This is a genomic window from Candidatus Dependentiae bacterium (genome assembly GCA_018266175.1).
Taxonomy (GTDB): Bacteria; Babelota; Babeliae; order Babelales; family RVW-14; genus JAFEAY01.
On record JAFEAY010000021.1, the window covers coordinates 19,464 to 43,699 of the forward strand.

The 24,236-nt window shown below is 38.8% G+C and carries 22 protein-coding genes; 5 read left to right on the plus strand and 17 right to left on the minus strand.

What is annotated here, in order from left to right:
* The first annotated feature begins 77 nt into the window (after positions 1 to 77).
* From JST56_04250 to JST56_04260, 3 genes are all read left to right on the plus strand, one after another.
* The gene (locus JST56_04250) at positions 78 to 995 is read left to right on the plus strand and encodes a rhodanese-related sulfurtransferase (GenBank protein ID MBS1988177.1); all 918 of its coding nucleotides are present in this window, start codon (positions 78 to 80) and stop codon (positions 993 to 995) included.
* A 44-nt stretch (positions 996 to 1,039) separates the two neighbouring features.
* Complete coding sequence (locus tag JST56_04255) at positions 1,040 to 3,022, plus strand: AAA family ATPase (GenBank protein MBS1988178.1); 1,983 nt, start codon at positions 1,040 to 1,042, stop codon at positions 3,020 to 3,022.
* A gap of 183 nt (positions 3,023 to 3,205) precedes the next feature.
* Positions 3,206 to 4,780, plus strand: coding sequence for a PD-(D/E)XK nuclease domain-containing protein (locus JST56_04260; protein MBS1988179.1), 1,575 nt, complete (start codon positions 3,206 to 3,208; stop codon positions 4,778 to 4,780).
* 85 nt (positions 4,781 to 4,865) lie between these two features.
* On the opposite strand, the gene kdsA is transcribed toward JST56_04260, so the two are convergent.
* From kdsA to JST56_04345, 17 genes are all read right to left on the minus strand, one after another.
* The gene (gene kdsA, locus JST56_04265; GenBank protein MBS1988180.1) at positions 4,866 to 5,711 is read right to left on the minus strand and encodes a 3-deoxy-8-phosphooctulonate synthase; all 846 of its coding nucleotides are present in this window, start codon (positions 5,709 to 5,711) and stop codon (positions 4,866 to 4,868) included.
* A gap of 26 nt (positions 5,712 to 5,737) precedes the next feature.
* A complete protein-coding gene (gene nusB / locus JST56_04270) occupies positions 5,738 to 6,415 on the minus strand; it encodes a transcription antitermination factor NusB (protein ID MBS1988181.1) in 678 nt (225 codons plus the stop codon).
* Positions 6,416 to 6,475: 60 nt separating this feature from the next.
* Positions 6,476 to 7,036: an elongation factor P gene (gene efp, locus JST56_04275; protein ID MBS1988182.1), complete on the minus strand. Its 561-nt coding sequence runs from the start codon at positions 7,034 to 7,036 to the stop codon at positions 6,476 to 6,478.
* A 150-nt stretch (positions 7,037 to 7,186) separates the two neighbouring features.
* On the minus strand, positions 7,187 to 7,729 hold the full coding sequence (locus JST56_04280) for an aminoacyl-tRNA hydrolase (GenBank protein MBS1988183.1): 543 nt from the start codon (positions 7,727 to 7,729) through the stop codon (positions 7,187 to 7,189).
* Positions 7,702 to 8,700, minus strand: coding sequence for a ribose-phosphate pyrophosphokinase (locus JST56_04285; protein ID MBS1988184.1), 999 nt, complete (start codon positions 8,698 to 8,700; stop codon positions 7,702 to 7,704). Before JST56_04285 ends, JST56_04280 begins: the two co-directional genes overlap by 28 nt.
* Positions 8,701 to 8,709: 9 nt before the next feature.
* Positions 8,710 to 9,777 carry a UDP-3-O-(3-hydroxymyristoyl)glucosamine N-acyltransferase gene (gene lpxD / locus JST56_04290; protein MBS1988185.1) on the minus strand — a complete coding sequence of 356 codons (1,068 nt, stop codon included), beginning with the start codon at positions 9,775 to 9,777 and terminating at the stop codon, positions 8,710 to 8,712.
* Positions 9,777 to 10,379, minus strand: coding sequence for an OmpH family outer membrane protein (locus tag JST56_04295; GenBank protein ID MBS1988186.1), 603 nt, complete (start codon positions 10,377 to 10,379; stop codon positions 9,777 to 9,779). The genes lpxD and JST56_04295 overlap by 1 nt, the downstream gene beginning before the upstream one ends.
* A gap of 141 nt (positions 10,380 to 10,520) precedes the next feature.
* Positions 10,521 to 12,422, minus strand: coding sequence for a hypothetical protein (locus JST56_04300; protein MBS1988187.1), 1,902 nt, complete (start codon positions 12,420 to 12,422; stop codon positions 10,521 to 10,523).
* A gap of 109 nt (positions 12,423 to 12,531) precedes the next feature.
* Positions 12,532 to 14,130: an ATP-binding protein gene (locus tag JST56_04305; protein ID MBS1988188.1), complete on the minus strand. Its 1,599-nt coding sequence runs from the start codon at positions 14,128 to 14,130 to the stop codon at positions 12,532 to 12,534.
* A 94-nt stretch (positions 14,131 to 14,224) separates the two neighbouring features.
* Entirely contained in the window at positions 14,225 to 14,677 is a 453-nt protein-coding gene (locus JST56_04310; GenBank protein ID MBS1988189.1) for a hypothetical protein, read from the minus strand.
* Positions 14,674 to 14,994, minus strand: coding sequence for a nucleotidyltransferase domain-containing protein (locus JST56_04315; GenBank protein MBS1988190.1), 321 nt, complete (start codon positions 14,992 to 14,994; stop codon positions 14,674 to 14,676). The genes JST56_04310 and JST56_04315 overlap by 4 nt, the downstream gene beginning before the upstream one ends.
* A gap of 104 nt (positions 14,995 to 15,098) precedes the next feature.
* Complete coding sequence (locus tag JST56_04320; protein MBS1988191.1) at positions 15,099 to 15,719, minus strand: hypothetical protein; 621 nt, start codon at positions 15,717 to 15,719, stop codon at positions 15,099 to 15,101.
* Positions 15,720 to 15,853: 134 nt separating this feature from the next.
* Complete coding sequence (locus tag JST56_04325) at positions 15,854 to 16,465, minus strand: hypothetical protein (GenBank protein MBS1988192.1); 612 nt, start codon at positions 16,463 to 16,465, stop codon at positions 15,854 to 15,856.
* Positions 16,466 to 16,496: 31 nt separating this feature from the next.
* Complete coding sequence (locus JST56_04330; protein MBS1988193.1) at positions 16,497 to 17,084, minus strand: hypothetical protein; 588 nt, start codon at positions 17,082 to 17,084, stop codon at positions 16,497 to 16,499.
* A gap of 83 nt (positions 17,085 to 17,167) precedes the next feature.
* The gene (locus JST56_04335) at positions 17,168 to 17,599 is read right to left on the minus strand and encodes a 4'-phosphopantetheinyl transferase superfamily protein (GenBank protein ID MBS1988194.1); all 432 of its coding nucleotides are present in this window, start codon (positions 17,597 to 17,599) and stop codon (positions 17,168 to 17,170) included.
* Positions 17,599 to 18,276: a hypothetical protein gene (locus JST56_04340; GenBank protein MBS1988195.1), complete on the minus strand. Its 678-nt coding sequence runs from the start codon at positions 18,274 to 18,276 to the stop codon at positions 17,599 to 17,601. The genes JST56_04335 and JST56_04340 overlap by 1 nt, the downstream gene beginning before the upstream one ends.
* An 87-nt stretch (positions 18,277 to 18,363) precedes the next feature.
* Complete coding sequence (locus JST56_04345; protein MBS1988196.1) at positions 18,364 to 19,902, minus strand: YifB family Mg chelatase-like AAA ATPase; 1,539 nt, start codon at positions 19,900 to 19,902, stop codon at positions 18,364 to 18,366.
* 256 nt (positions 19,903 to 20,158) lie between these two features.
* Here JST56_04345 and JST56_04350 point away from each other — a divergent pair, with 256 nt between their 5' ends.
* Positions 20,159 to 20,800 carry a hypothetical protein gene (locus JST56_04350; protein ID MBS1988197.1) on the plus strand — a complete coding sequence of 214 codons (642 nt, stop codon included), beginning with the start codon at positions 20,159 to 20,161 and terminating at the stop codon, positions 20,798 to 20,800.
* 31 nt (positions 20,801 to 20,831) lie between these two features.
* Positions 20,832 to 24,215: a macro domain-containing protein gene (locus tag JST56_04355; protein ID MBS1988198.1), complete on the plus strand. Its 3,384-nt coding sequence runs from the start codon at positions 20,832 to 20,834 to the stop codon at positions 24,213 to 24,215.
* Positions 24,216 to 24,236 lie beyond the last annotated feature (21 nt).

Consider the following 24,236-nt stretch of genomic DNA (forward strand, 5'->3'; position numbering starts at 1 on the left):
TACCGGGCCCCCTTAGACAGAGCAAAAAAACATGTTAAAATAGGCACTTTAGAACGCTTTGCAGGGGAATTAAGCTCATGAATAAAAAGATATTACTGTATTACAAATATGTTCACATCGCCAATCCACAAGAAATTCGTGATTGGCAGCATGAACTGTGCTCAAAATTAAATCTTGAAGGCCGAATAATTCTGGCTCATGAAGGCATTAATGGCACCGTTGCTGGATCTGAAGCCAGCACAGACGCCTACATTGCTACTATGAATGAACACCCTTTATTTGGGAATATCGATTTCAAACAGACCCCTGTTCCAGCAGAACATAACTATTTTGACCGCTTGCGCGTTGTTGTTAAGTCTGAGATTGTTAACTTGGGTATTAACCCGGATCAATTAAAAGCCGAAGACTGTGCAACGCACCTGACCCCTGCGCAAGCACATGAACTCCTTAAAAATAAGCCTGATGACTTGGTCATCCTTGATGGAAGAAACTACTTCGAAGCTCGTGTTGGCAAGTTTGAAGGGGCAATAACTCCTGAAGTTAATACCTTCAGAGATTTTCCAAAATACATCGAGCAAAATCTTGAGCAATTCAAAGATAAACAAGTACTCATGTACTGCACGGGCGGCATTCGCTGCGAACGAGCTTCTGCGCTCCTTCAAGAAAAAGGCGTAGCAAAAAAAGTTTTCCAAATTTTAGGTGGTATCCACCGCTATGTTGAACAGTTCCCTGAAGGATTCTTTAGAGGGAAAAATTATGTCTTCGATCGTAGAATAACGGTCAAGGTTAATGATGACATTGTTGGCACCTGCGACTTATGCAATGCTCCTTGCGATGACTACACCAATTGTTGCAATGCTTTATGCAATAAACATTTTATTGGCTGTAAAAATTGTGTTGAAAGCTATGCTAATGCATGCAGTAGCCAGTGCAATCAACTGGTTAAAGAAAATAAAGTTTCCCAGCGCCCCTACAGAATACGCGTCCAAATCTAAATATACTTACTCACTTTACACCTACTCACAAGGCAAAATTCCCCATGAAGTACTTCAACACTGCTACGATTATTTGCTTACTCCTGCTTTCAAATCCAGTGAACATCAATGCTCAACCTACAAAGAAAAAATTAACTAAAAAAAGTACAGAACTCATCTCAAAAGCTCCTCTTAAACCATTACCCATAAATATTAACGACTTTAAAAAAATTATTCTTGGTAAGTATTTCTACGTTGATAAAACTCGAGCAATTCATAATCTGTATCGAGGGGAAAAACAACATTTTTATTTTTTAACACGTCCGCAGGGATTTGGTAAAACCACACTCCTTTCAACGATTAAAGCTTATTTTGGAAACGATGCCTCACTCTTGGAAGGACTTTATGTTGCCAAAAGAAAACGCTGGAAAGAGATGTCACCAAAATCTGTTATAACGCTAGATTTTTCAACCATACCTCACCGGACGTCTGCAGAAGAATTTAAAGAATTCTTAGCAGAATCGCTCGATACAATTACTGAAGAACTCAACTGCAATACAAGCAAAAGTAAATCCCCAATCTTGAAAATGCGGAATCTTGTTAATAAGCTCTATGGAAGAAAAAAGCGAAAAGTTGTTATTTTAATCGACAACTATGATACCCCAATCATGGTCAAGAGCTCACATCAGAAAGCAATCTACCAACAACTCAAAGATTTTTATTCCGCACTCCATGGCCTAGAAGATAAAATTGAATTTTTATTTATTACTGGATTGTGTAACTTTTGGGAAAAAGATCTCTTAGCGCAACTTAATCTCATCAATTTATCTCATGATGAAAGAAGTAAAAAGCTCATCGGTTTTTCTCAAAAAGAATTAGCAAAAAATTTTACTCCGTATGTTAATGAGTTTGCACAATCAAGTAAAATGACTGCAATTGATGTTCTTAAAAAATTAGAAACTTGGTATGGAGGTTATGATTTTACCACTCAGGATGACGAAACCGAATACGTTGCCAATCCAAAATCAATTTTAAAAGCACTTTCACAGAGCTCATATAGTAGTTTTTTTGAAAAAAGCAGTTTATATGGCTTACTCAGTGATGCTGAAAAAGATTCAGAATCAAAGCGTTTGATAGCAAAAATAACCTCAGATGAACCATGTGAAATAGATAGCATGAGCCTTGATCTACACCCTGAAACATCACTTGGTCAAGACCTAAGAGTCATTCCTGTTCTTCACCAGCTTGGGATAATTGCTGCTCAACAATTATCATTAAAACCACCACGCTACAACCTTACTTGCCCCAATAAGGAAGCTCGAAATATTTTAAAAGATAAAGAAATACTCAAGCTCATGACACCAGAATTGAGCACTGCAATTAACGAAAACTTTTTGGCTGTGAAGGAAGCAATTGCAAACCATAATCCTGAGCTTTTAATCAGCACAATTAATAAGATTATTTTTGCCATCCCATCAAAAATTCGTATTGCTAAAGAAGCATACTTTCAGTCAATCATTCACATTATTTTAATGGGATTGGACCTTTCTCCAAATTCTGAATATACCTCAGGAGAAGGTGTTGCTGACACCGTTTTGTACACCGATGAAATGGATTATATTTTTGAGTACAAGCTCAATAAAAAAAGCATACATGGCTTCAAGCAAATATATGACCGACGTTATGCTAATGGATTTGCTCATAGAAACAAGCCGATTACTTGCATTGCAATGTCATTTTATTGGAAAGGCGATGATTCTACAGAAAAAACAACTCCTCCCCTGAGAATATCGTATCGTATTGGCTATATTGACGTAGACGGTAATTGTATCGACCCCCATGAACTGATTACCTACAAATCAATCGATGATTTTAAAAAATACTGCCTTGACCACCCTAAAAATCAAAAAACTCCTACAAAGCGAGCAAAAACCTTCGCTGATGCTCAAAAAGAGGCTCTCCAAAAAAGTGATGCCGATATGGAGGCTGAACTCATGGGCTGGAAAAAAACGGGCCTACAATCTTCAAAAGCAATCGTTTTTAAATAATTAAATTATAAACTTATGTCCTGTTAAATCTAAAATTGACGTATCTTAAATTTAACAGGCACTCCCTTTTCAACACCCAATCACTTGCTTCCATTTACATTGACCTGCAAATAAAAAAATTGATAGTTTCAAAAAAGCACTTAGTTCTATCAATTTTGCACAGATTAATGCCTTAGGAGAGCAATGAACAGATTTTTTTTAAGCTTATTTAAACGAACCAATAATCCTTTAAATCTGGCAATACTCTTTGCACTTATAAGTTCATTTGTATGCCAAGGCATGAATGAATCAAGGGAAAAACGGAAACTAGGTGATGACCCATCACCTAGTTCGAGCTTATTACAAGAAAAACGAAGAAAAGTTCTAGGTGATTTCCAAGATAGCTCAGAATCAAATTCTGGAGATGAACAGATGACAACCTCTGTTGAGCCAGAAGAACTCTTACCACCCCTTATGCCTGTACCAGAATTTCTTGCACAACTCAAAAATGCTCTTGATCAAAATAATATTTTTACTATTACTCGGTCATTTGATGACCTGATTAAATGTATCCCTCAAACACTTCAAAATCCAAATCATAACGAGGGATTTTATCACAGCTTAATTCATACACTCTTAAGATTGACAAACTACACCGTTTGCTCAGATATTCCAACAGGAAGCGGAGAAGCTGACACCTATATTCGAACAGCCAACAATATTTATCTCTTTGAATTCAAGATCAATCAGAAAGAAGCTCAAGAAAAAAAACAAAAGAATACGGTTCTTAATGCACTTAAACAGATTTTTGAAAACGATTATTATAAACAAAATCATCAAGATGATGTACCTATGACGCTTGCTGGCATTTCTTTTCATGGAATATCAGATCATACAAAAATTCAAGACAATTTTACTCATCTCTCATGTGCCTCGTTGGAGCTTAAAAAGGACCCTACAACACTCAGGGCATACCCTTTTGCTCAGCCAATAAAATCAATTGGAAACCATAATAGAGCCCCAAATCTCTGTATCCTTAAGAATTGGAATCAATTCCATGTACACAAAGATGCTCCTCGAGAAGACCTTGAGGCCGTTAGTAATGAGTCCTATTCACAAATCAACCTCTATCATCCAAATTTATATAAGATTCAAGAGGGGCTTCTCAACAATAATGTCCCTCTTGTTGTTAAAAATATCGAATGTATTCTGCATGCAATTCCATGGTCATTACGCAAATTTAATCGTGAATACTTTCAAGCAATCATCTATACATCGCTGCTATGCTCTGGAATAAATATTACTACAAACGAAAATAACATTAAAATTCAGACCGATAACTGTAGGTATAAATTTATTATTAGTTTTAGTCGTGATTCCAATATTCAAAAAATCCAAACCAGCTTGCAAAAAAAACTTAATGCCCTTTCCCTGAAATATATCTCAATCAAAAAAGCCCGTAGTGAGTGTAAGCCAGAAATGTTAATCCTGCTCAATATTAATCAGCCACCACAAGGTGAAAGTAATGCAAGCAAAATTCAATTAATTAGTCAGGGGATCGTCATAAAGAATAGAGTTATATATCACCTGGATGGAGAAACAAAAATTACGAGCTTAAAAAAAGCGTTACCATCAAGCATAATCATCACCAGTCCAAGCACAGTCACAAGACCGGCAAGGCCAACTATCTTTCAAGATGACCCACCAAGTCCTTATCAGCCACCTCGAGCTAAAATTATGCTCAAAGAAACTATTCAAGAACATGGCGATCTTTATTGAAATCAAAAAATAAAAAGAGCCTCGAACAAATCGAGGCTCTTTTTATGAAATTACATTCTTGAAACTTTTTATCAAACTTCTTTTTTTATCGCGCTTCTGGAACAGGATTGCTTTTTGCCCATGCATCCAAATCAATCAAATAACTCACAAGCTTTTCAAGATCAGCATGACGAATCATATTGGGTCCGTCAGAATGAGCCTGCTCAGGATTTTCATGCACTTCCATAAAAATTCCAGCTATCCCTTGCACAACCGCTGCGGCTGCAAGCGTTGCCACAAACTCTCGATTTCCACCAGAAGCACCACCAAGTCCACCAGGTCGTTGAACCGCATGCGTTGCATCCAACACCACCGGTTTACCGGTGCTTTTCATAATTGGATAATTACGGGAATCAACAATTAAATTGTTGTAACCAAAGGTAAATCCACGCTCACAAAGCCAGGTATTCTGATTGCCCGTTGATTCTATTTTTGCAATCAATGGCTCCATATTTTCAGGAGCTAAAAACTGCCCCTTTTTCAAATGGATAGGAAGACCTGTTTTTCCGGCTGCAAGCAGTAAATCTGTTTGTCGACATAAAAATGCAGGAATTTGAATAATATCAACAACATCAGCTATTGCTGCCATTTGTGAAATATCGTGAACATCGGTAATAACAGGTAAATCAAACTCTTGCTTCACGTGTGCAAGAATTTTAAGACCTTGATCAATACCAACACCACGCTTACTCGTTAAAGAAATACGATTTGCTTTGTCAAAAGAACCTTTGAAGATGAGCTTAAACGAAAGCTTTTCTGAAAGTTTTTTAAGAAACTCAGCAGCTTTAAACGTAAAGCTTTCTCCTTCAATGGCGCAGGGTCCAAGAATAAAAAAAAGCTGTTGATCGTTTCCAACCTTATAAAGCCATTCATATGAAGATTTTTTTATCATGTTTTCCACGCGCTCCCATCCATGCATCATTTTTTAGCTTCAGCGTGAGCAATTTTTTGTTTGAAAAATTCATCCAGTACACCATTAACAAATTTGTAAGCATCTTTTTCTGCAAATGTTTTTGCAAGCTCAACCGCTTCGTTAATGATAATTGAATGAATCGCATTGTCCTGACGTAGTTCCCAAAGTGCAAGGCGTAGAATTAATCGAGTGCAGCAACCTAGTCGCTCAAGCCTCCAATTTTTAAGATATGGCTTAACCTGTTCATCAAGCTCATCTCTGCAGTCAATAGCACCACGAGCAAGATCTAAGGTAAATGGATGTTCATCAATGTCAATTTCAAACCAATTGTCAAAATCTCTTACAGCTTTTTCAAGTGAAATAGCATAATCAAAGCGATCAACCGCGTAACACAAATAAAATGCTACACATCGTTCATCTCGACGAGAATCAAGTTTAATTAAGACCTCTTCAGATTCAACTTCTTGTAAAGCTTCTGCTTGCTGTTGCTCGTGATCAAGCTCAGCATCAATAGGCAAAGTATTCAACTCTTCAGGCAACAGAGACGCATCTTCAGATAGTACATCCAGATCTTCTGTTGATATATCCGTATCTTCAGTAGATTCTTCTGTTTTTTCAGATACTTCGATATTTTCAGCAGGTACGTTTAACTCTTCTTCAGATGAAAGCGGTTTCTTTTTCATGGTTTGAAAATTCCATATGGTATAGTAACAATAAGCTTTTCGCGAATAGAGGCAGCTGGATTAGTCTACTTTTTCAATGTACTTGTCTTCTCGTGTATCGATTCTCACTTTGTGGCCTTCGCTCACAAAAAGAGGAACTTGAACAACTACACCGGATTCAAGCTTTGCAGGTTTTGTACCACCTTGTGCTGTATTACCTTTTACACCAGGAACAGTTTCAACAACTTCAAGAATCATAAATGTTGGTGGTTCTACCAAGATAGGTTTACCTTCAAAGCGAAGTACGGTGTAAATACTACCTTCTTTAAGATACTGCTTAACTGCTTCAATTTGATCTTCACTGAAGTCAACTTGCTCATAACTATCTTTGTCCATGAAATGATACAAATCATCCGCATACAAAAATTGAACTTCACTGTACTCAAGATCAGGTTCTTCAAATTTTTCAGCTGAACGGAAAGTCTCTTCAAGCATTCTGCCCGTAATGAGATTTCTCATTTTTGTACACAAATATGTTCCACCTTTACCAGGCTTAACCGATTGGTAATCAACAATAAGCCATGGCTCATTATTCCACAAAATTTTTGTTGATCGTTTGCGAAAGTCAGATGTTGAAATCACAGCAAGATCCTTTCTTTAATTTTCAAACATACAAGTCTAAATATAGTTTTCTAAGCGTACCTGATAGAAAAAGCCCTGTCTACCCAAAAATGGGACATTCCGCTGTCCTACTAACTCATTCGGGTTGTTATTTTTTCAAACTGAATCTTTTTATTCCATTCTCAATAGAATAGCCGCTTGGTCAAGCATTATAGGTATTGCTTGTTCTTCTTGAGGCGTAAAAGGGGTTAAAACAAAATCACCAACTTCATCGCGATCAACCGGCCGCCCAATACCACAACGGACACGCCAAAAGTCAGCACCTATCGTTGCTATAATTGAACGCAATCCATTATGCCCTTTAGCACTTCCACCAAATTTTAAGCTTGCATCACCAAATTTCTTTTCAAGCTCATCATGCGCAACAACAATCTGCTCAGGCTTAATTCCTTTTTTTTGCAGAAATGGGAGGACTTGCCCAGAGCTATTCATAAATGTTATCGGTTTAATGAGATGAATCTCTCCTCCGGCCTGACCTATCCGTATAGTTGCATGCTCCATGTTATTAACCGTACGCCATGAACCTCCGTAACGCTCGCATAATACATCAACAAGGCGAAACCCTATGTTATGACGCGTTCGCTCATATTTTTTTCCAGGGTTTCCTAAACCAATAACCGCGCGAATTACTGATTGATCAAACTGAGCTTGCATGATGGTTCCTTACGCATCATTTGATGAATAAAAATTTCAATCTGTTCTACAAGATATGATTCTACCGGCACAATATGCACCATACTTGGCAAATGAGCGGTATCAATCATCATGGTACTGGACAAGAAAACAGCATCAAAGCAGCTTTCTTCCAAGCGCTTAAGCGACCCTGCCGAAAGCACGGCATGCGAAAAGCAACCAATAACTCTATCGGCTCCATAATCACGAGCAATTTCACATGCCAAGACTGCAGTACGAGCAGTATCAAGAATATCATCAATAATAATGACCGTCTTACCTGCAACATTGCCAACAAGCCCTTGCATGACTACTCGGTTTTTCTCTGGCCGATGCTTATACATACAAGCAAAGTCTGTACCAAGCGCTGTTGCAACGGCACGTGCACGCGAAAGGCCTCCCTGATCGGGTGATAAAATAGCCACCTGATCAAAGGTTATGTTCTGCTTATGGCAGTATTCTTGTAAAAATTGTACCCATTGACTATCCAAACAAACTTCTTGAATCCCTTGCACGCCTGCTGCACCACCGTGTATATCGGTTGCAACCACACTTCGAACACCAACGTGAGCCAGTAAGCTTAACGCCAGTTCAAATGGACTTGCAGCACAACAGTCATCTTTTTTTTCTTGACGAGCGTAAGGTAGGTAAGGAAGTACAAGTATCATACCCGCAGGCTGATGCTGCTTGAGGCGCTGCACGAGAAAAAGAATATCCAGGAATTGATGATTAACGCAGGTATACCGATCACCACCCGCTTCACGGTTAGAAGGCAAAAACTGATATACAATCAGAACCAATTTATTGGCTACATCAGCGCCATGCGTAAATCGCATAATAGATTCTGTGTCTGCAAAGTAATCGTGCGAAAAAGTATACAGGGGCGCGTTCAAACGCGTTGCAAGCTCTGTAGCAAGCAAAGCATCCTGCTTTCCAACGACACAAATATCCATGCAAAGAACTCAATTAAAAATTTTTTTTACAAAATGGCTTATTGATCCAAAAATGCCACGCCGACCAGCCTGCTTTTCAAGGAGCGTCTTAACATCACCTGCAAGCTTCACTACTTCAGGTAATTTATTCAGCGCAACCATGCAGCGTTTCCACTGCAAAAACGGCATCGATGGAATTCCAGCAACCGTTGAACCGTCCACAAGATTGCTCATCACACCACTCTTGGAAACAACTTTTACCCCTTTTCCAACAACCACATTATCTTTTATGGCAACTTGGCCCCCAATTTGCGTACCAACACCAATGGTAACACTTCCTGCAATGCCGGTTTGTGCCAAAATAGCGCAGCCATCACCAATCGTGACATTATGCGCAATGTGCACCAAGTTATCAATTTTTACGCCATTCCCAATAAGCGTCTGGTCAAATGATGCACGATCGATGGTGCAGTTTGCCCCAATTTCCACAAATTTGCCAACGCGAACAATGCCAATTTGTGGAATTTTTCGCAGACCGATTTTGGTAATTTGATACCCAAAACCATCTGAACCGATCACGGCTCCTGCATGGATAATTGTCCCATCACCGATAATGCATCGATCCAAGATCTTTACTCCCGGATGCAACACAACACCAGCACCAATCTGACAATCGCGACCAACAACAACTTGTGCTCCAATAAAGGTATGTTGCCCAATTGTAGCACCTTGCTCTATCACTGCTGATGGATGAACTTGAGCTGTTGGCGCAATAAGCGGATCATTTTCTGATACTTTTTGAGCAATAACATCAACAAGCTTTTGAAACGCTATAACTTCATCTTTGACTAACAAATACCGCTTGCCATCAACAACAGCTTTGCTTGCAAGAAAAATGCCCGCATTGCTCTGCTTAATTTTTTCGGTACTTACTGCGTCAAAAACCGATTGATCCCCGCGGTCCATGATAATAGCAATATCATCTGGTCCAGCTTGTTCAAGTGAAGCAATTTTTTTGACTAAAAACGAAGGCTCGATGTGGCATTCAACCACATCGAGCAAGCAAATAATATCTTGTAAAGTAAGGTTCAGATTCATTATGCAGCTCGTACGCCTTCTGCAGGAGTCTTATCTTTTGCAGATGCAGTCTTTACGCTGCCACTTTTGATTGTATTTTTGGTCTGCTCAACATCGAATGCAGCATCCACTTTTTTCAATAAATCGTCGGTTTTGTCGATTGCTTTTGCAACACACAAAACACCTGGTGTATTTTTGTCGATCAAAAGACCCCACTGCTCTGACTCAAAAGTTGCATTAACAACTTTCATTTGTTTGTCGCGCAACGCAAGTTGGTCTTTTTGAATGCTCATTTTAAGAGCTTCTTCTTTGTCTGCCAATTTACGTTCAAGCACTTTACGTTTTGAAGCAAGCTCATCGCTCTTGCGTTCAAGCTCTTCTTTGCTTAACTTAGTTGACTTCTCTGCAAGTTCTTTTTGCAAATCGGCCATGTCTTTTTGAGCTAAAGACACTTCGTTTTGAAACTTTGAAATGTCATCTTGTAACTTTTTAGTGAGCTTTTGACCTTCTTGTGACTTTTGCATAATCAAAATGCTATCGATAGATACAAGAGACTCATTTTTTGCTGCAACAAAGGTAATTGCAAGTAATGACATTGCAACTGTAGATACGATCTTTTTCATACAAAACTCCTTAAAATAATCTACTCCTCAACACTCATCTTATCGTGAGAATGTAAAATCCTAGCGCGATTATTACTACTCGTCAATCGGAATTGCGTTCAGCAGAAGAGAAGGCTTGGCCAACCAGTACTTCGATCATTTTTACTCAATATAATTTTTGACGGCATAAAGCGCCCAAGCTGCTTTTTGCCACTGATCAACGATTTCTTCATAAGCTTTTTCAGGGATAATAGTAGTTTTGTATGTTGTACTTAAGGCCTTATTAATTGTGCTCTGCAAGCTTTGCTTAAGATGAGGATGTATATCTTTCGGATTATATTCACTCATATCAGCCGCTGACATTCTTTTTATAATAACATTAAAAGATTTAATAACAGTTTCAGGGTCATTTAAATTTTCCAACTCAAATTCATCAAAAAATCCGTCCGGCGTATCTACCTCTGACTCAAGATTGCCCCCTTCAAAATAGGCTTTTATTTTATGAAAAATTTTAAGGCGCTTAAAGACACGCCCTGCACCTCTGACAATTCTCTTAAAATCATCTGTTAATGTATCAGTAAGTATCTTATTCGCTTGTTGATGAACTGGTAGATGGTCAACATATCGTGCAGCTTCATCACCAAGCGCTTGCTTAACTTCTGCTTGCTTCTCAATGATATTTGCATATTGATTATCATTAAAAAGCTCACGCGCAACAGATGGTCTACCCAAGTGATTATAGTTTTGAACAGGGCTTGGATACAGAGTCCCATCACTCCTTTGAATCTGTTTATTAATTTTGGCCAAGAGTGCTTGCTTCATATAATTACTTACAACATCTCGGACTTCACCAATTTTCTTATTTTGAGCAAATTGCACAAGCTTTTGAAACAGAAGATAATAATCTTGCTCAAGGCTCTTGGTGTAATTTTCAATAAACTTGTTTATGAAATAAGAAATAAAATTATCTTTACTCCTCACAATCGATTGTATCAATGCTCTCTGGGGATAAGAATCATTCAAAAGCTCATACGTATTAAACGAATCACAGACAAATTCATACAATGTCTCATTTTGTTTTACCAAACAAACCGTACCAAAATGACCATTAAAAATGGTACTGTTAAATCCAATCGCCCACGTTAAAATTGCGTTTTTCTGATTCCTAAAAAAATCAACTGATGGGGCAACAACATCTGTAATATAACGAGGATCAAGATCGATAACCCCCTGGTCGGTCGCTTCAGGTAGAAATATAAAATGACCATTTTCAATAAGCTCTCTGATGTCCGAATCTTGTGCTGCAATAGCTCTGAAATAATCTGGGCTCAAATCGCTTGATGATGCATCAATATCTTTAAGACCAAGTCCTGTAAGAATTTCTTTTTTAAATTCGACCATTTTTTTAGTAAAAATAGGTGGCGAAACGTGACCTCTCTGTTCACTAAAATAATCAATCGTTTCATCTATTTTAGGGTTTGAGCCTTGATCGGGCAAATTATTAATATCTACTTGTGTAAAATACCGAATAAAATGAATCGCATTAAAAAGTGCGTGATAGCCGCAATAATTGGAATCTGGGGTATTAGGTTGCTCACCAACAATCACATGAAAAGTTCTTAAAGAAGTACTTGGAAAAAACCAGAACGGATAATCAGAAAAAACATTTTTCTGGCGTGACCAGTCAGTTTCTTGATGATAATTCTTATCTTTTCTGAATTTTTCAGTCTCACTACAAGTATGATAAATTGTAACAGGTTGTAGATTTTCTTTTGTCTTAGGCAAAGACAAAACCTTCTCTGGAGCCTTCTTGGGCAAGCATGTGGTGATATCAGCTTTAAAACTCTTTTCAACGTGCTTGTCCCCGTCAACATCACCGCCACCAAGCTTACCAGCTAAATCGGTGAGCTGTGTTCGAAGAGTCTGCAGCTTACCCTTAAGCACTACAAGATTACCCTTAAGTTTGCCCAGCGACTGATCAAGGGTCATTGTTTGTACGTATGGTGAAGATGAAAAACAAAGCAAGCACAACACCAAAATAATCTGTATTTTTTTTAGGTTCATATCACCCTCTACCTTTATAAAAAATTAGTTTTTAAACGTAATCAATTACAAAGAGGATACCGTGAGATATGTTGAAAATTCGATGCTTTTGATGAAGCGCTCAGAACTGCTAGAAAATCTCATCAATTGCTTGCTTCACATCTTTGAGTGTAACTAGACCACCCATGTCTTTGTAAAACTCGTCGTTGTATTCACGCGTTTTGACAATCACCGGCATTGGAACTGCATGGCCAAGCAGCAAGACCTGTTGTTTGGTATCAAGCGTAGCAAGCACCGTGCGCAGGCCGCTGGCATTGCTCACACCGGTAAGCACTGCTTGAATATCTTTTTCGTCACTGAGCAGAGCCACAACTTTGGTGCCAATTTGAGAAATAATTTCTGGGTCAATACCAGAAGGACGTTGGTCTACAACCAACAATGAAACGTAATATTTACGCATTTCACGGGCAATGGTACCAAAAATAGTTTGACGCGCTGCGCTTGGATTCAAAAATTTATGTGCTTCTTCAATGGTAATCATGAGCTTTTTAGGCTCTTCGTCCTTGCGCTGTGAAGCTAAAAACTTTTCAGTCTTAGCAATATATTCTTCGTGCACACGGCGAGTAATGATATTGGCAATCAGGAGATAACTGAGCATTGAAGTGTGCGTACCAAACTCAAGTACCACATGAATGCCCTTATCTAAATACTCCATCAGACGATCGATCATCGACGTTGCGCCGGAAGTCTTACGCAAGAATGGGAAGCGCTCAAGTCGCTTGAGCTTGCGATGCAATGCACCAACGGATTCTGCATGTGCACCAATTTCAGCGGCAAATTCTTTAATAGTTCCCTCTTGCTCCAACAAGACTTGGAGCCAATTATTTTTATATTTAGCGGCAATCAAGTAAGCAGCCTCAAGTGCTGTGGGATGTAAATTGAGCTCGTCTTGCAGAGGCATGACATCTTCTACTCGAATATCTTGATACCCAAGAACCACTTCAACATCGGGCGAACAGCCACGGCGGCGTGTTGAGTCTGGGTCCAGCGAAAAAATCGCCACTTTGTGGGGAAATAGGGTTTTGAGTCCCTTTACAAACATCTGCCCTTGGCCCTCTTTACGTGCCTGAAAGCCATACTCGCTATGCATGTCAAAAATGAGATTCACCGCTTTATCGCTTTTCACCATACCGGCAAGAATCAGACGCGTGATAAAGGTTTTACCGGTTCCAGTTTTTCCAAAAATTCCATTACTTCGCTCAGTAAAACGTTCAAGATCTAAACAGACGGGCGCTTGCATATCAAGCGGAGCACCAATATTAAAATATTTCGAACCCATTTTTTCATCGCCAAAAATTTCGGCAATATCTTGGTTACTTGCTTCATACACCGGAGCAAAGTGAAAGGGAATAGTTTTAACCGGCATATGCTTTCTATTTTTATCAAGCATAAGCATAGGGCGCAGGGTTACACGAGCATAAATGTCGCGCTTTTTGAGCAGCTGACCCAAAAGTTTTTCTTTTTCAGTTGGAGGAAATAACAGAATATCAGGATTGGTTACCTGAAGCTCAAGGTCGATGATCATAGAAAAAAAGGTGTATTGATCGCCAATTACTGAGACAAACTTGCCGGTCTTAATTTCTTCAAGACTGCAGTCGGCATCAAGGCGCATGACCATGCCTTCAAGAAGCGAACCGGAGAGAATGTGACCAAGACACTTTTTTGACATTTGTAATTCCAATTAAATAAGGGCACTCTGTAAACTTTGGTCAGTTTTGCAAAGTACCCTAGAAAAATCAAATAGTACTCAATTGTTTGATATTTTATCCAATGCGCTCAAGAAGCTTGGACAGAATCTGTAAAAGCTCTTGAGAAAAAGAGTACGTTTGATTAAGAAACTGAGCAACTAACTCGGGTTGATCCGGGTACTCATGAGCCAAGTGATTTCTCAGCTCTCTCATTTCTTGCCAAACATCCTTGTCATCAATGATGTGAAATTTTTCAAGTTTATTGAGCTTATCAATCATAGTTAGGGCCTCATGCGGCTCTTGAGAAACATCTAAAAAAAGATTAATTATTTTGCTTCCAACAAAATCTTGCAACTTGGAAAATCGGTTGGTCATTAATTCAACAACCAAAAAATCATGTTCGTTCAAATTAAGCACTTTTTCTGCGGTAAAAGGAATAAGGTGAACAAGAGATTTCAACGCATAAGATAGTCTCTTTTCGTGGACTTGCGCGATCTTAATAATCTCTTCTTTGATTATCTTCTTCATACTAACAATACTCCCGTTTGCCGAGCAACTTCGTGAATCGGTAATTTTACCTTACTGGCAAGCATATTAATAACAATATCAATTTTTTGCTCACCAATTTGCTCATAGAGGGCTAAAACAAATTTATTTTTTTTAGAAAGAACAACATCTGCCTGGGAAATCTCAGTTTCTATGTATAAATCAATATCACCACCACGAGCAGTAAGATTTGTACGCGACCCAAAGATCCATAAGTGATCATTCTGGTGGAAATATTCTTTAAATAAATTCACAATCGCATCAATTTCATACTGCTTTAATCTCACTAAATCAACCATGTAAAATACTTCTTCCATAAGCTATTGAGGGTACCCTACAAACTTTGATAAGTTTTGCAAAGTACCCTAGAAAAATCAAATGACGGATATTGACTATATTGTTTTTACCATCCACTCTTTTGCTTTGGAATAGTCTTAATTTCAGTTTCTTTTGAAAGCCTAAACCATTTGTAGCCACTCATATCAAGATTATACTTCTCACCTATGCCGGGCACGGCAGCAAGCTGATCTTCAAGAAACCCAAAATAGTTAAATAAATTCTGAAATTGCGCAATATCATTTTCGTGCAAAAATGTAATTAATTCATGCACTTGATTATTCAAGCTTTTAAGCTTACTGAGAAAAACCGTTGTTATAAGCATTGGATCAACTGCAAAACCCGGTGAAGAGAACCTTATGCGCCCATCTTCTTGCTCAACAAAAAAAACGTGCCCGAGATATCCGTTATCCTCATCGATCATTAGAAGAATTTTTCTTTCTCCTTGAGCAACCTCATCCCATACATGTTGTTTAAAATCATTTAATGCTGTTTCTTTGGTTTTACCAGCAGGAATAGCAACGGAGTGCATTTTTTGATAAAAAAAACCAACATCATAATCGCTTATATTAAAAGAATCGATAACCACACATTGCGCGGCTTCAACCACCTGTGCTTGGTTTTCTTGCATAGCACTACAAGACCCAATACTCATCACAAAAAACATAGCTGCTAAAAAATTCTTCATAGAAACCCCTCTTCAAACTTATTAATAATAATAATTTCACCTTAGCTAATAACATAAATAAAAAAAGGGCGTTGTGTAAAACTTTTGCAAATTTTATACAACGCCCAAGAAATTTAAAAAAATCTTATCAAAAACTACTTAATTTCTTGAGCACCCGACAAGATGAACCCCTGAAACTCTCCCAGTTCAGCCCTCAGTTCTTCACTGTAATACTTAGCTGCATGCCCGGCAGGAATAATGTCATCATTTCGCTCAAATCCAAAGAGCTGAATAAGAGGTTCGTACATGGAAACATTGTTTTCTGGCAAAATAAAGGTTATATCCCAGAGCTTATCTTCGGGCAAAAAACACATATGACTTCTTAATTTTTTAAAAAAGATTTTAAGGGCAGGGACCATCTGAGCAGGGTTAGCAAAACCAGGGGTTGCGAATCTGATCAGATGCTTTTCTGCCTGCACGGAATAATACATATGCCCAATATAAGATTCATCTTTGCTGAGCATCAAAAGAAGTCTTCGCTCTCCGCATCTTACTTCATCCCATACAGTCTTTTTTAGTTTTTGAGCAACTTCCTCATCTTCAGGCAAAGTTCCTTGGATAATGGAACGCCCGATCATTTCAGTGTACCGCGCATACTCATCAGCATTTTGTCCATCAACCCAAGCAAGCTTTTCTGTACCGTCCAGCATTGCCCCACATTGCCCAATCCCTGCAATTAAAAATACTATCGCTAATAACTTCTTCATACACCCTCCTTAATAAAAATTATCAAAATTATTATTTAATTTCTGTATCAACAGGGAGTCTAAATCGCCTCATCTGAGCAACATATTCTTTGCTGAAACCATATTTTTCTGGCTGATCTTCACCCTCTATTGCAATGGCTTGATCATTAATAAACCCGAAGCAATTGATAAGAGCTTGAAATGCTGCAACATTTTCAGGTGGGAGAGAAAAAATGATTTCAGCATTAAACTGATTTCTCAAATATTTGAAAAATGTTGATAGTACAAGAATTGCATATCCAGAATTTACAAAACCAGGTGTCGTAATCTTTACACGACCATCTTTTTGTATGGTAAAAAATGTATGGCCTGTATACTCTTTGCCATCTTTGAGTATTAAAAGAAGCTCTCGTTCTCCTTGTGCAACTTCATGCAAAACAATTTCCTTAATGTTTTCTGCATGCTCTTGATCCTCAGGCAAAGCTTTTTTCTCGATTTTTTCTTTAATAATCTGTATGTATTCTTGACATTTTTCCATACAACTACTATTAATCAAAACAAGCTCAAAATCACCCTGAATCATCGCCGAACACTGGCTCATTGCTCCAATAAACAGCAAGCTCAATAAACCTTTTTTCATACAATCTCCCCATAAATATTAATTTATAATGACATTGTTCAAGACTAAAAAATCAAAAGAGTTATTGTCAATTCTCAGACTCATTAAGATTTATAAAGCTCGCATACAACAAAAGCAAGTACATGCTCTCGCTCATGAGAAAGTGATAAATGAATGTGCAGTGATGGAAGCTTTACGCCAATTTTTTGTTCAAGGGCTGCACAATCAACATGAAACTCAGGTACACCCCAAATCGTTATTTGAACTGAAGAAATTTGTGCTAAAAAACGAAGTGAAAATGTTTTTTGAGTATGCCCAAGCCTTACCAACGTAGCGCTGAGCGCTTTGAAGAGCGCCTCTTTTGCCGCAAAACGCGTTGCCAGTTTTTCGGGCAAGAAGTGCTTGGAGTTCTTTGGGTCTTGCGCAGCCATAAGTTCTGCTTCTGAAAAGAAGGTACGTAAGCGATCATACGAAAATGTGCTCATTGCAGCAAAGCGATTGCTCCCCACAATATCAGTACCTACCCCAAGAATCATTAGGAAACTTCTTCCAACTTCTGCTGTGCTTTTTCCCAAGAAAAATTGATGAGCTCGAGAAGCTCTGTCAATTTTATTGCAATTCCAGAGTGTCTAATTTCGTGTAAAGCCCCATTTCTTAAGCGAATGGCAATATAATCAAACCGATGAACTTGTTGATGTCGGCCATATCCAATAATTTCTTGTTTATTTTTCATTTTTACACTTGAGACATTTTTCCATGCAAACCAAGAGCCATTGCAATTAAGTCCATTTTTATCAAACTCTAAAACCGGTTTTTCATAGTAATCAAAATTGTAAAGAACAACTCCACCAATTACTGAAGATGCAAAACCAACTGCTCCCAGCGCCGATAAGAGCAACAGCGAAATCTCATCGCTCAAGAAGTTATTATAATCATTATCAAATCGACTAGAAGCGATATTATACATACCAAGCCCTGTAACGGCCATTGCACCTATGCCGGCTGCAGTAAGTATTTGAAGTGTCTCTTTTGAAAGAAGTGGAATACTATAAAACTTTATTTTCCCGTGCTCTTTTTTAATGTATTCATTATTCGGAAGTTTATAGGAAAGTTCTGAATCTCTTTTTTCTGGAATTGACTTGGCTTGAGCTGCATCAACATTGAGACTTAAAAAAGCTGCGAATACTAACAGTACTACATTTTTTATAAGCATAAGCTACCTTTTTGAGTGGGTTAAATTAATGAAGACATCGTATCATTAAATCGATAAAAATAAAAAATTTTAAAAGTAAACCAAATTTTATATCGATATCTTTTCAAGCTTCTGGTCAAGCGAACGATAAGTAATTGCCTCTTGAATATGTCTGCGTTCGATAAGATCAGACGCATCAAGGTCAGCAATGGTACGCGCAATTTTTAAAATTTTGTGATATCCGCGCATGCTGATATTCAACCGCTCAAATGCTCGCTTCATGATATCCTGTGCCTCAGGCGTCAACACACAAAATTTCTCAACCAGATCTGATGACATGAATGCATTACGCATCTGACCAAACCGTTCTTCTTGCCGAGCAACTGCCCGCTGCACGTTTTCATACATTTGCATAGAAGTCAGCCCATTAGTCTGACCATTTTGCAGCTCATCGTAGTTAACCGATGCAACATTGATATGCAGATCAATGCGGTCAAGCAATGGACCCGAAAGCTTAGATAAATAGCGTCCAATTTGGGTTTCACTACACACGCATTTTTTCTTGGAGTCCCCATAAAAACCACAGGGGCATGGGTTGAGCGCAGCAATTAAAATAAATGATGCCGGATATTCAACCGCATAACTTGCACGCGAAATAAGCACATGCTTGTTTTCAAGCGGCTCGCGCAGGACCTCAAGGGTTTTACGGTTAAACTCAGTGAGCTCATCCAGAAAAAGTACCCCGTTGTGCGCCAAGCTAATTTCACCCGGCTTTGGCCGTGTGCCGCCACCAACAAGTCCTGCTTGAGAAATGGTGTGATGCGGACTTCGAAATGGCCGCTGCACAACCAACTGCTCCTTGCCCAACATGGCAGCAATTGAATAAATTTTGGTTGCTTCAATAATTTCATCAAAGCTCATGGGGGGCAAAATAGTTGCAAGCCGTTTGGCAAGCATCGTTTTACCTGAACCTGGAGGCCCAATGAATACAATGTTGTGCCTGCCGGCGGCCGCAATTTGCAATGCACGCTTGGCAAGCAGCTGGCCCTTAACCTGAGAAAAATCTAACATTGAGGAGGCAAGCCGCCCGGTTATGCGATCAAAAGTACAAGGTGTTGGTTGAATTGCAATCTCGCCACGCAAATAACCGACCAGCTCGACCAAACTTTCCACGCCAATGACATCAATCCCTTTAATCAAGCTTGCTTCATGCGCATTTGCCTTGGGAATAATGACACGTTTTTTTCCTTCACGTTGTGCGCTGTGCACAATAGAAAGCACCCCGCACACAGGCCTGATTAAGCCATCAAGCGCAAGCTCACCAAGAAATAATGTTTCTTGAATGAAGTCTGTTGATAGTTCAAGCAACTTTGCCGCTTGCAAGATAGCAACCGCTATTGGAACATCAAAAAGAATATCTTCTTTTTTTAAACTTGCAGGCGCAAGGTTAACGGTAATCAGTCGCTCAGGAAGTCGCAATCCACTATTTTTAAAAGCAGCACGAATACGATCCTTGCTTTCTTGAATAGCTTTGTCAGGCAGCCCAACAATAAAGAACTTGAGCATTCCCATTGAAAGGTCGGCTTCAACTTCTACTGAGTGCGCGTTGATGCCCACGGTTGTTGCGGAAAAAACTTTGGCGTGCATTTATTTATTTTCTATTAAAAACTTTATCAAACTATTTAATATTTAATCGAGATATTGTATAACACTATTTTTTCTTATGAGCAACAAATCTTAATGTCATGAAGAGCTCTCATGCTCCTTAAGGGAATATCTTGACTCACGCAAGACCCATTTTTGTATACTATAAAAAGAAATAATGAATCACATAAAATCCTCACGAGGTAGCCTTATCTGTTTTATATTATCAATCTGAATAAATTATTGCGGGGGAGATGTAATGAATTTTAGGTCTTTTAAAATTATGGGATACATCGCAGTATTAGCTTGTACACCTTGTAGCCTCTACCCCGTCATTTCGGCTGAGGAGGTTACAAGCTATTTTGCTTCTCTCAATCCACACGAAATTAATCCAGAAACGTTTCTTGAAGAGCTTGTAGCGGAAAATCCTGAGCTTGCTTGCATCATACAAGAAAATAGCTTACTTGAAGAAGCGGTTACCCCACTCATGATTGCACACACAATTAATCCTGACTGGCTTCCAGTACTTTTTACTCTTAAGAGCAACGGCATGGATATTGTGCGCGATCTTTGCACTCGGGTTACTCAACGTGTGCACAATCAACAAGAGCTCGCTCCTGTTCCAACATATGCGGCAAATTTTATACAACGGCAAGCTGACCGCATTCTAGGAAGCTTGCAGCAAATACTAGGTTTTGCATCACAAGAAGATTTTGAAAAACACTGCAACAATAGCTTCTTTATGACAACATTTCGCCATAGCCCCATTGATGCTGCAGGCAACAGCGTACTGAACTATGCTCTTCACTACCAGGACAAAACTTTTGAAGCGATTCTTACTATGTATCCTGCCACAAAGAGCAATCCTGAATTTAAAGAGCCGATACAACCATTAGAATAAATTTTTAATGCAAGATCTTAGGGGATTGATAATGAAAAGCTCTTCAAGAACTCAGCTATTCATCACACTGCTTTTGTTATTTTTAATAACCTCCCCATGCAGGCTTGCAGCAAGTAGTCTTGAAAGTAAGTTACAGACTTTAAGCACAGCGCTCACCGGGCTTAAGGGCAAACTTGGAACGCTCAAATCAAAGCTTGGAGAATTACAAGGTAATTTAGCAGGAGTTCTGATACCACCTACCTTTGATGATGATGAAGCGTCAACGGTTGTAACTATGAGCTGGACACAGATAGATCCAAAGGTAGGCGGAGCTTTAAAAATACAAAATCATAATGATTTCCTCAATCATATTGTTAATCCAAATCAGGAAAATAGCACAACTGATATCATTCTTGACATGGATAAGCTGCAGGATAAGCAATTTAAAAAAAATACATATTTCAGTGAAAATGATAAGTTCAAAGCTCTTCAGAAACTTTTACAGTCAAAAAAATATTACCCTCATCTTAAAAAAATTTGGATTTATAAGAAAAAAGATTTTGGGTTTTTTGGTTATATGGCCGATTCTTTTGGCAATACCAAAGGCTATAATTATCAGCATACGGATTGGGAAATTGACTACCCATTCGCCTCACCTCCTACAATTCCTGCTAGTCCAATCCCTCCATCAAGCTCTGCTCCAGCAACTCCTGCCCCACAAAGCAATCAAGTACTGATCACACTTGTGCGTGGAGATATCACTAAACAGGAATTTGCTCATAAAAATACTGCTGCTATTGTTAATGCCGCAAACGAACAGCTTGCAGCTGGCGGCGGAGTATGTGGCTCTATTTTTGCTGCAGTTAACCATGCAGCCCTTCAAGCTGAATGCTATGACAATGCTAAAAATCCGATCGTAAGATCAGATGAACGTTGCCTAACTGGACAAGCTCGCATCACAGGTGCTCATGAAGATCCAGCAAGAGCCGTAGGATTTTCATACATCATACACACTGCTGGACCTAAAGGAAGTAATCCAAACAAAGAAAAACTTCTAAAAGAGGCTTATCAAAATAGCCTTAGGCGCGCTGATGAAAACGGCATAACAGCAATTGCTTTTCCTGCAATTAGTACGGCACTCTTTGGATATGATATTAACGATGCAACACCTGTTGCAATCAAGGCAATACTTGATTATACCCAAACAAACGCTACAAAAATTCAAGAAATTCGCCTTGTTACTTTTTCTCAAAACGATTATTCACTCTACAAAAGTTTTTTGGATGCTCATCCAGACAAAATTACCGCTACCGTAACCTCTCTCCCTGCTTACCTGCAGACCAATAACAGCTCTACAGAGCCGCCTCTTGCCTTTCAGCTAACACCTCCAGCATCAGCCCCTGCTCCAAGCACTAGTTCTTCTTCAAGCAGTTCTTCTTGGCAAAGCCCTTTAATCAATAAAAAAGTACGTTTGGTATTGGTTGCTGGAGACATTACACAACAACATTTTCAAGACTCTGAAAAAGCGGCCATTGTTAATGGCGCAAGCTCTACTTTTATTTTTGGTGGTGGAGTCAGTGCTAAAATTAGCGAAGCCCTTGATTCCAAAGCACGTGATATAGGTAATTATCTCAAAGAATTAACGTGGCACCAATCTGGTAGTTTAAAAAGTAATATTTTTATAACAAATGGAATAACATCTTCAAACAAGAACTATGGTCAAATGGCTATTGCTTTCCCTCCTGAACAAGTAAAAAATTTTATTGAAAATGGAAGACATAGATGGAACTACAATGCTGGAGACCCAAAATCAGGAGGCTGTATTGGATCTGCTCTTATCCATGAAGCATATACAGAAGAAAAACAACCACTTCCTTTTAAATACCTAGTCCAAGCTATTGGGCCAAACATGACAGAAGTATCTGGTCTAACAATTACAAAATTAATAACACCAACAAGCTATCATCAAAATCAACTAAAATTTGCTTACCAAAATGGGCTTTTGTGCGCAGACCAATTTCAGCTTAAATCAATAGCCTTCCCTGTAGTCAGTGGTGGAGTATTTCGTTACCCAACTAAAGAAGCTATTGAAGTTGCAGTAAAAAGTTGCGTTGATTATCTGGAAGAAAATGCCGCAACAACAAACATCAAGGAAATTCGATTTGTTGTTTGGCCTAGAGAAAAAGATAAACAAGATTCATCAGGAAATACGATTGATGGTGCAATATTTAGACTGAATGAATTTGATCACCAGATTCAAAATAGTACAATCAATAAGAAAGAAATCACGCCCCTAGATCAACAATATTATGAAACAAACAACCTGACTCAAGCCCCAGATGGAACACTTCGTGGATTTATAAAAGTCTATGAATTTGACCTTGGGGCAAATCAATTGCCTTCGAGCTCAAGCAGCGCAGCACCCTCTGCGTCAATCGACACCACACTCCTTGAGCAGCTTGCTTCTGATTTAAAATACTACAAAACAAGTAATCAAGATCACTCTGGGCATTTGTATGAGCACTCAATCTGGACGGCAATGGTCATTGATCGGTGGTTTGAAGAAAAGAATGGTACCGCTCCTGATAGCGGCCAAAGCGCTTCGAACTGGCTTGAAGGAATTAATGAAAGCGATCGGAATACCCTTGTGCTTGCAGGCTTTTTGCATGACGTAGGAAAAGCTTCAAATGTAAACTCAAACTACAATTTTGTTAACGCAAGCGCTTCACTCAATACTTCAGCTCTTAATTGTGCACAATATCCAACATATCATGTTATTGGAAGCCACCCTCAAGATGGTTTTAATTTCCTCCGATTGATAGCACCTTATAACCTTTCGGTAATAAAAAATGCAGCGGGATTATATAATGCTCACTTTAAAGCCAACGGTCAGCTTGATTTTGCTCAAATGTTTCAAGAGCTTGGCCTCACCGAAGAACAACAACAAATCATACAAATTCTCACCGGCATCCACTGGAGCTTTGGGGCAGATTTAATGATCCATAACAATCCTCAAAATTTCTTACTCACCTTAAAAAAATATGTAGGCGAAACAGACTACAACAATAAGAAAATTGACGATCGAATCCTGCGCCTTGCTATTGCAATTGGTGCTGCAGACGTTTGCGGTATGCAGTCAGAACCTGATGCATATTTTAATGAATTCAAACAACGATCCCCATACTTCCAGTCACCCGTCTTTGAACAACCAAAACAATATCATGCCACCAAAAGCCCAAAACAACAGTTCAATGACTGGGGCTATCGAGCACGAGGTATTACGCAAAGAAATAGCTTGTTAGCTTTTTTTACCAAAAACCCACAGTTAGCTCTCATAGCGCCGGTAGAAGTTCCTCACTTCTTTCAAACACCCTTTTTATACGCTTCTACACTCTTTACTCAGTATCATGAAACACTTAACCCAGGTTGCTGCTAAAAATCTAAAAACTGCCTCCTT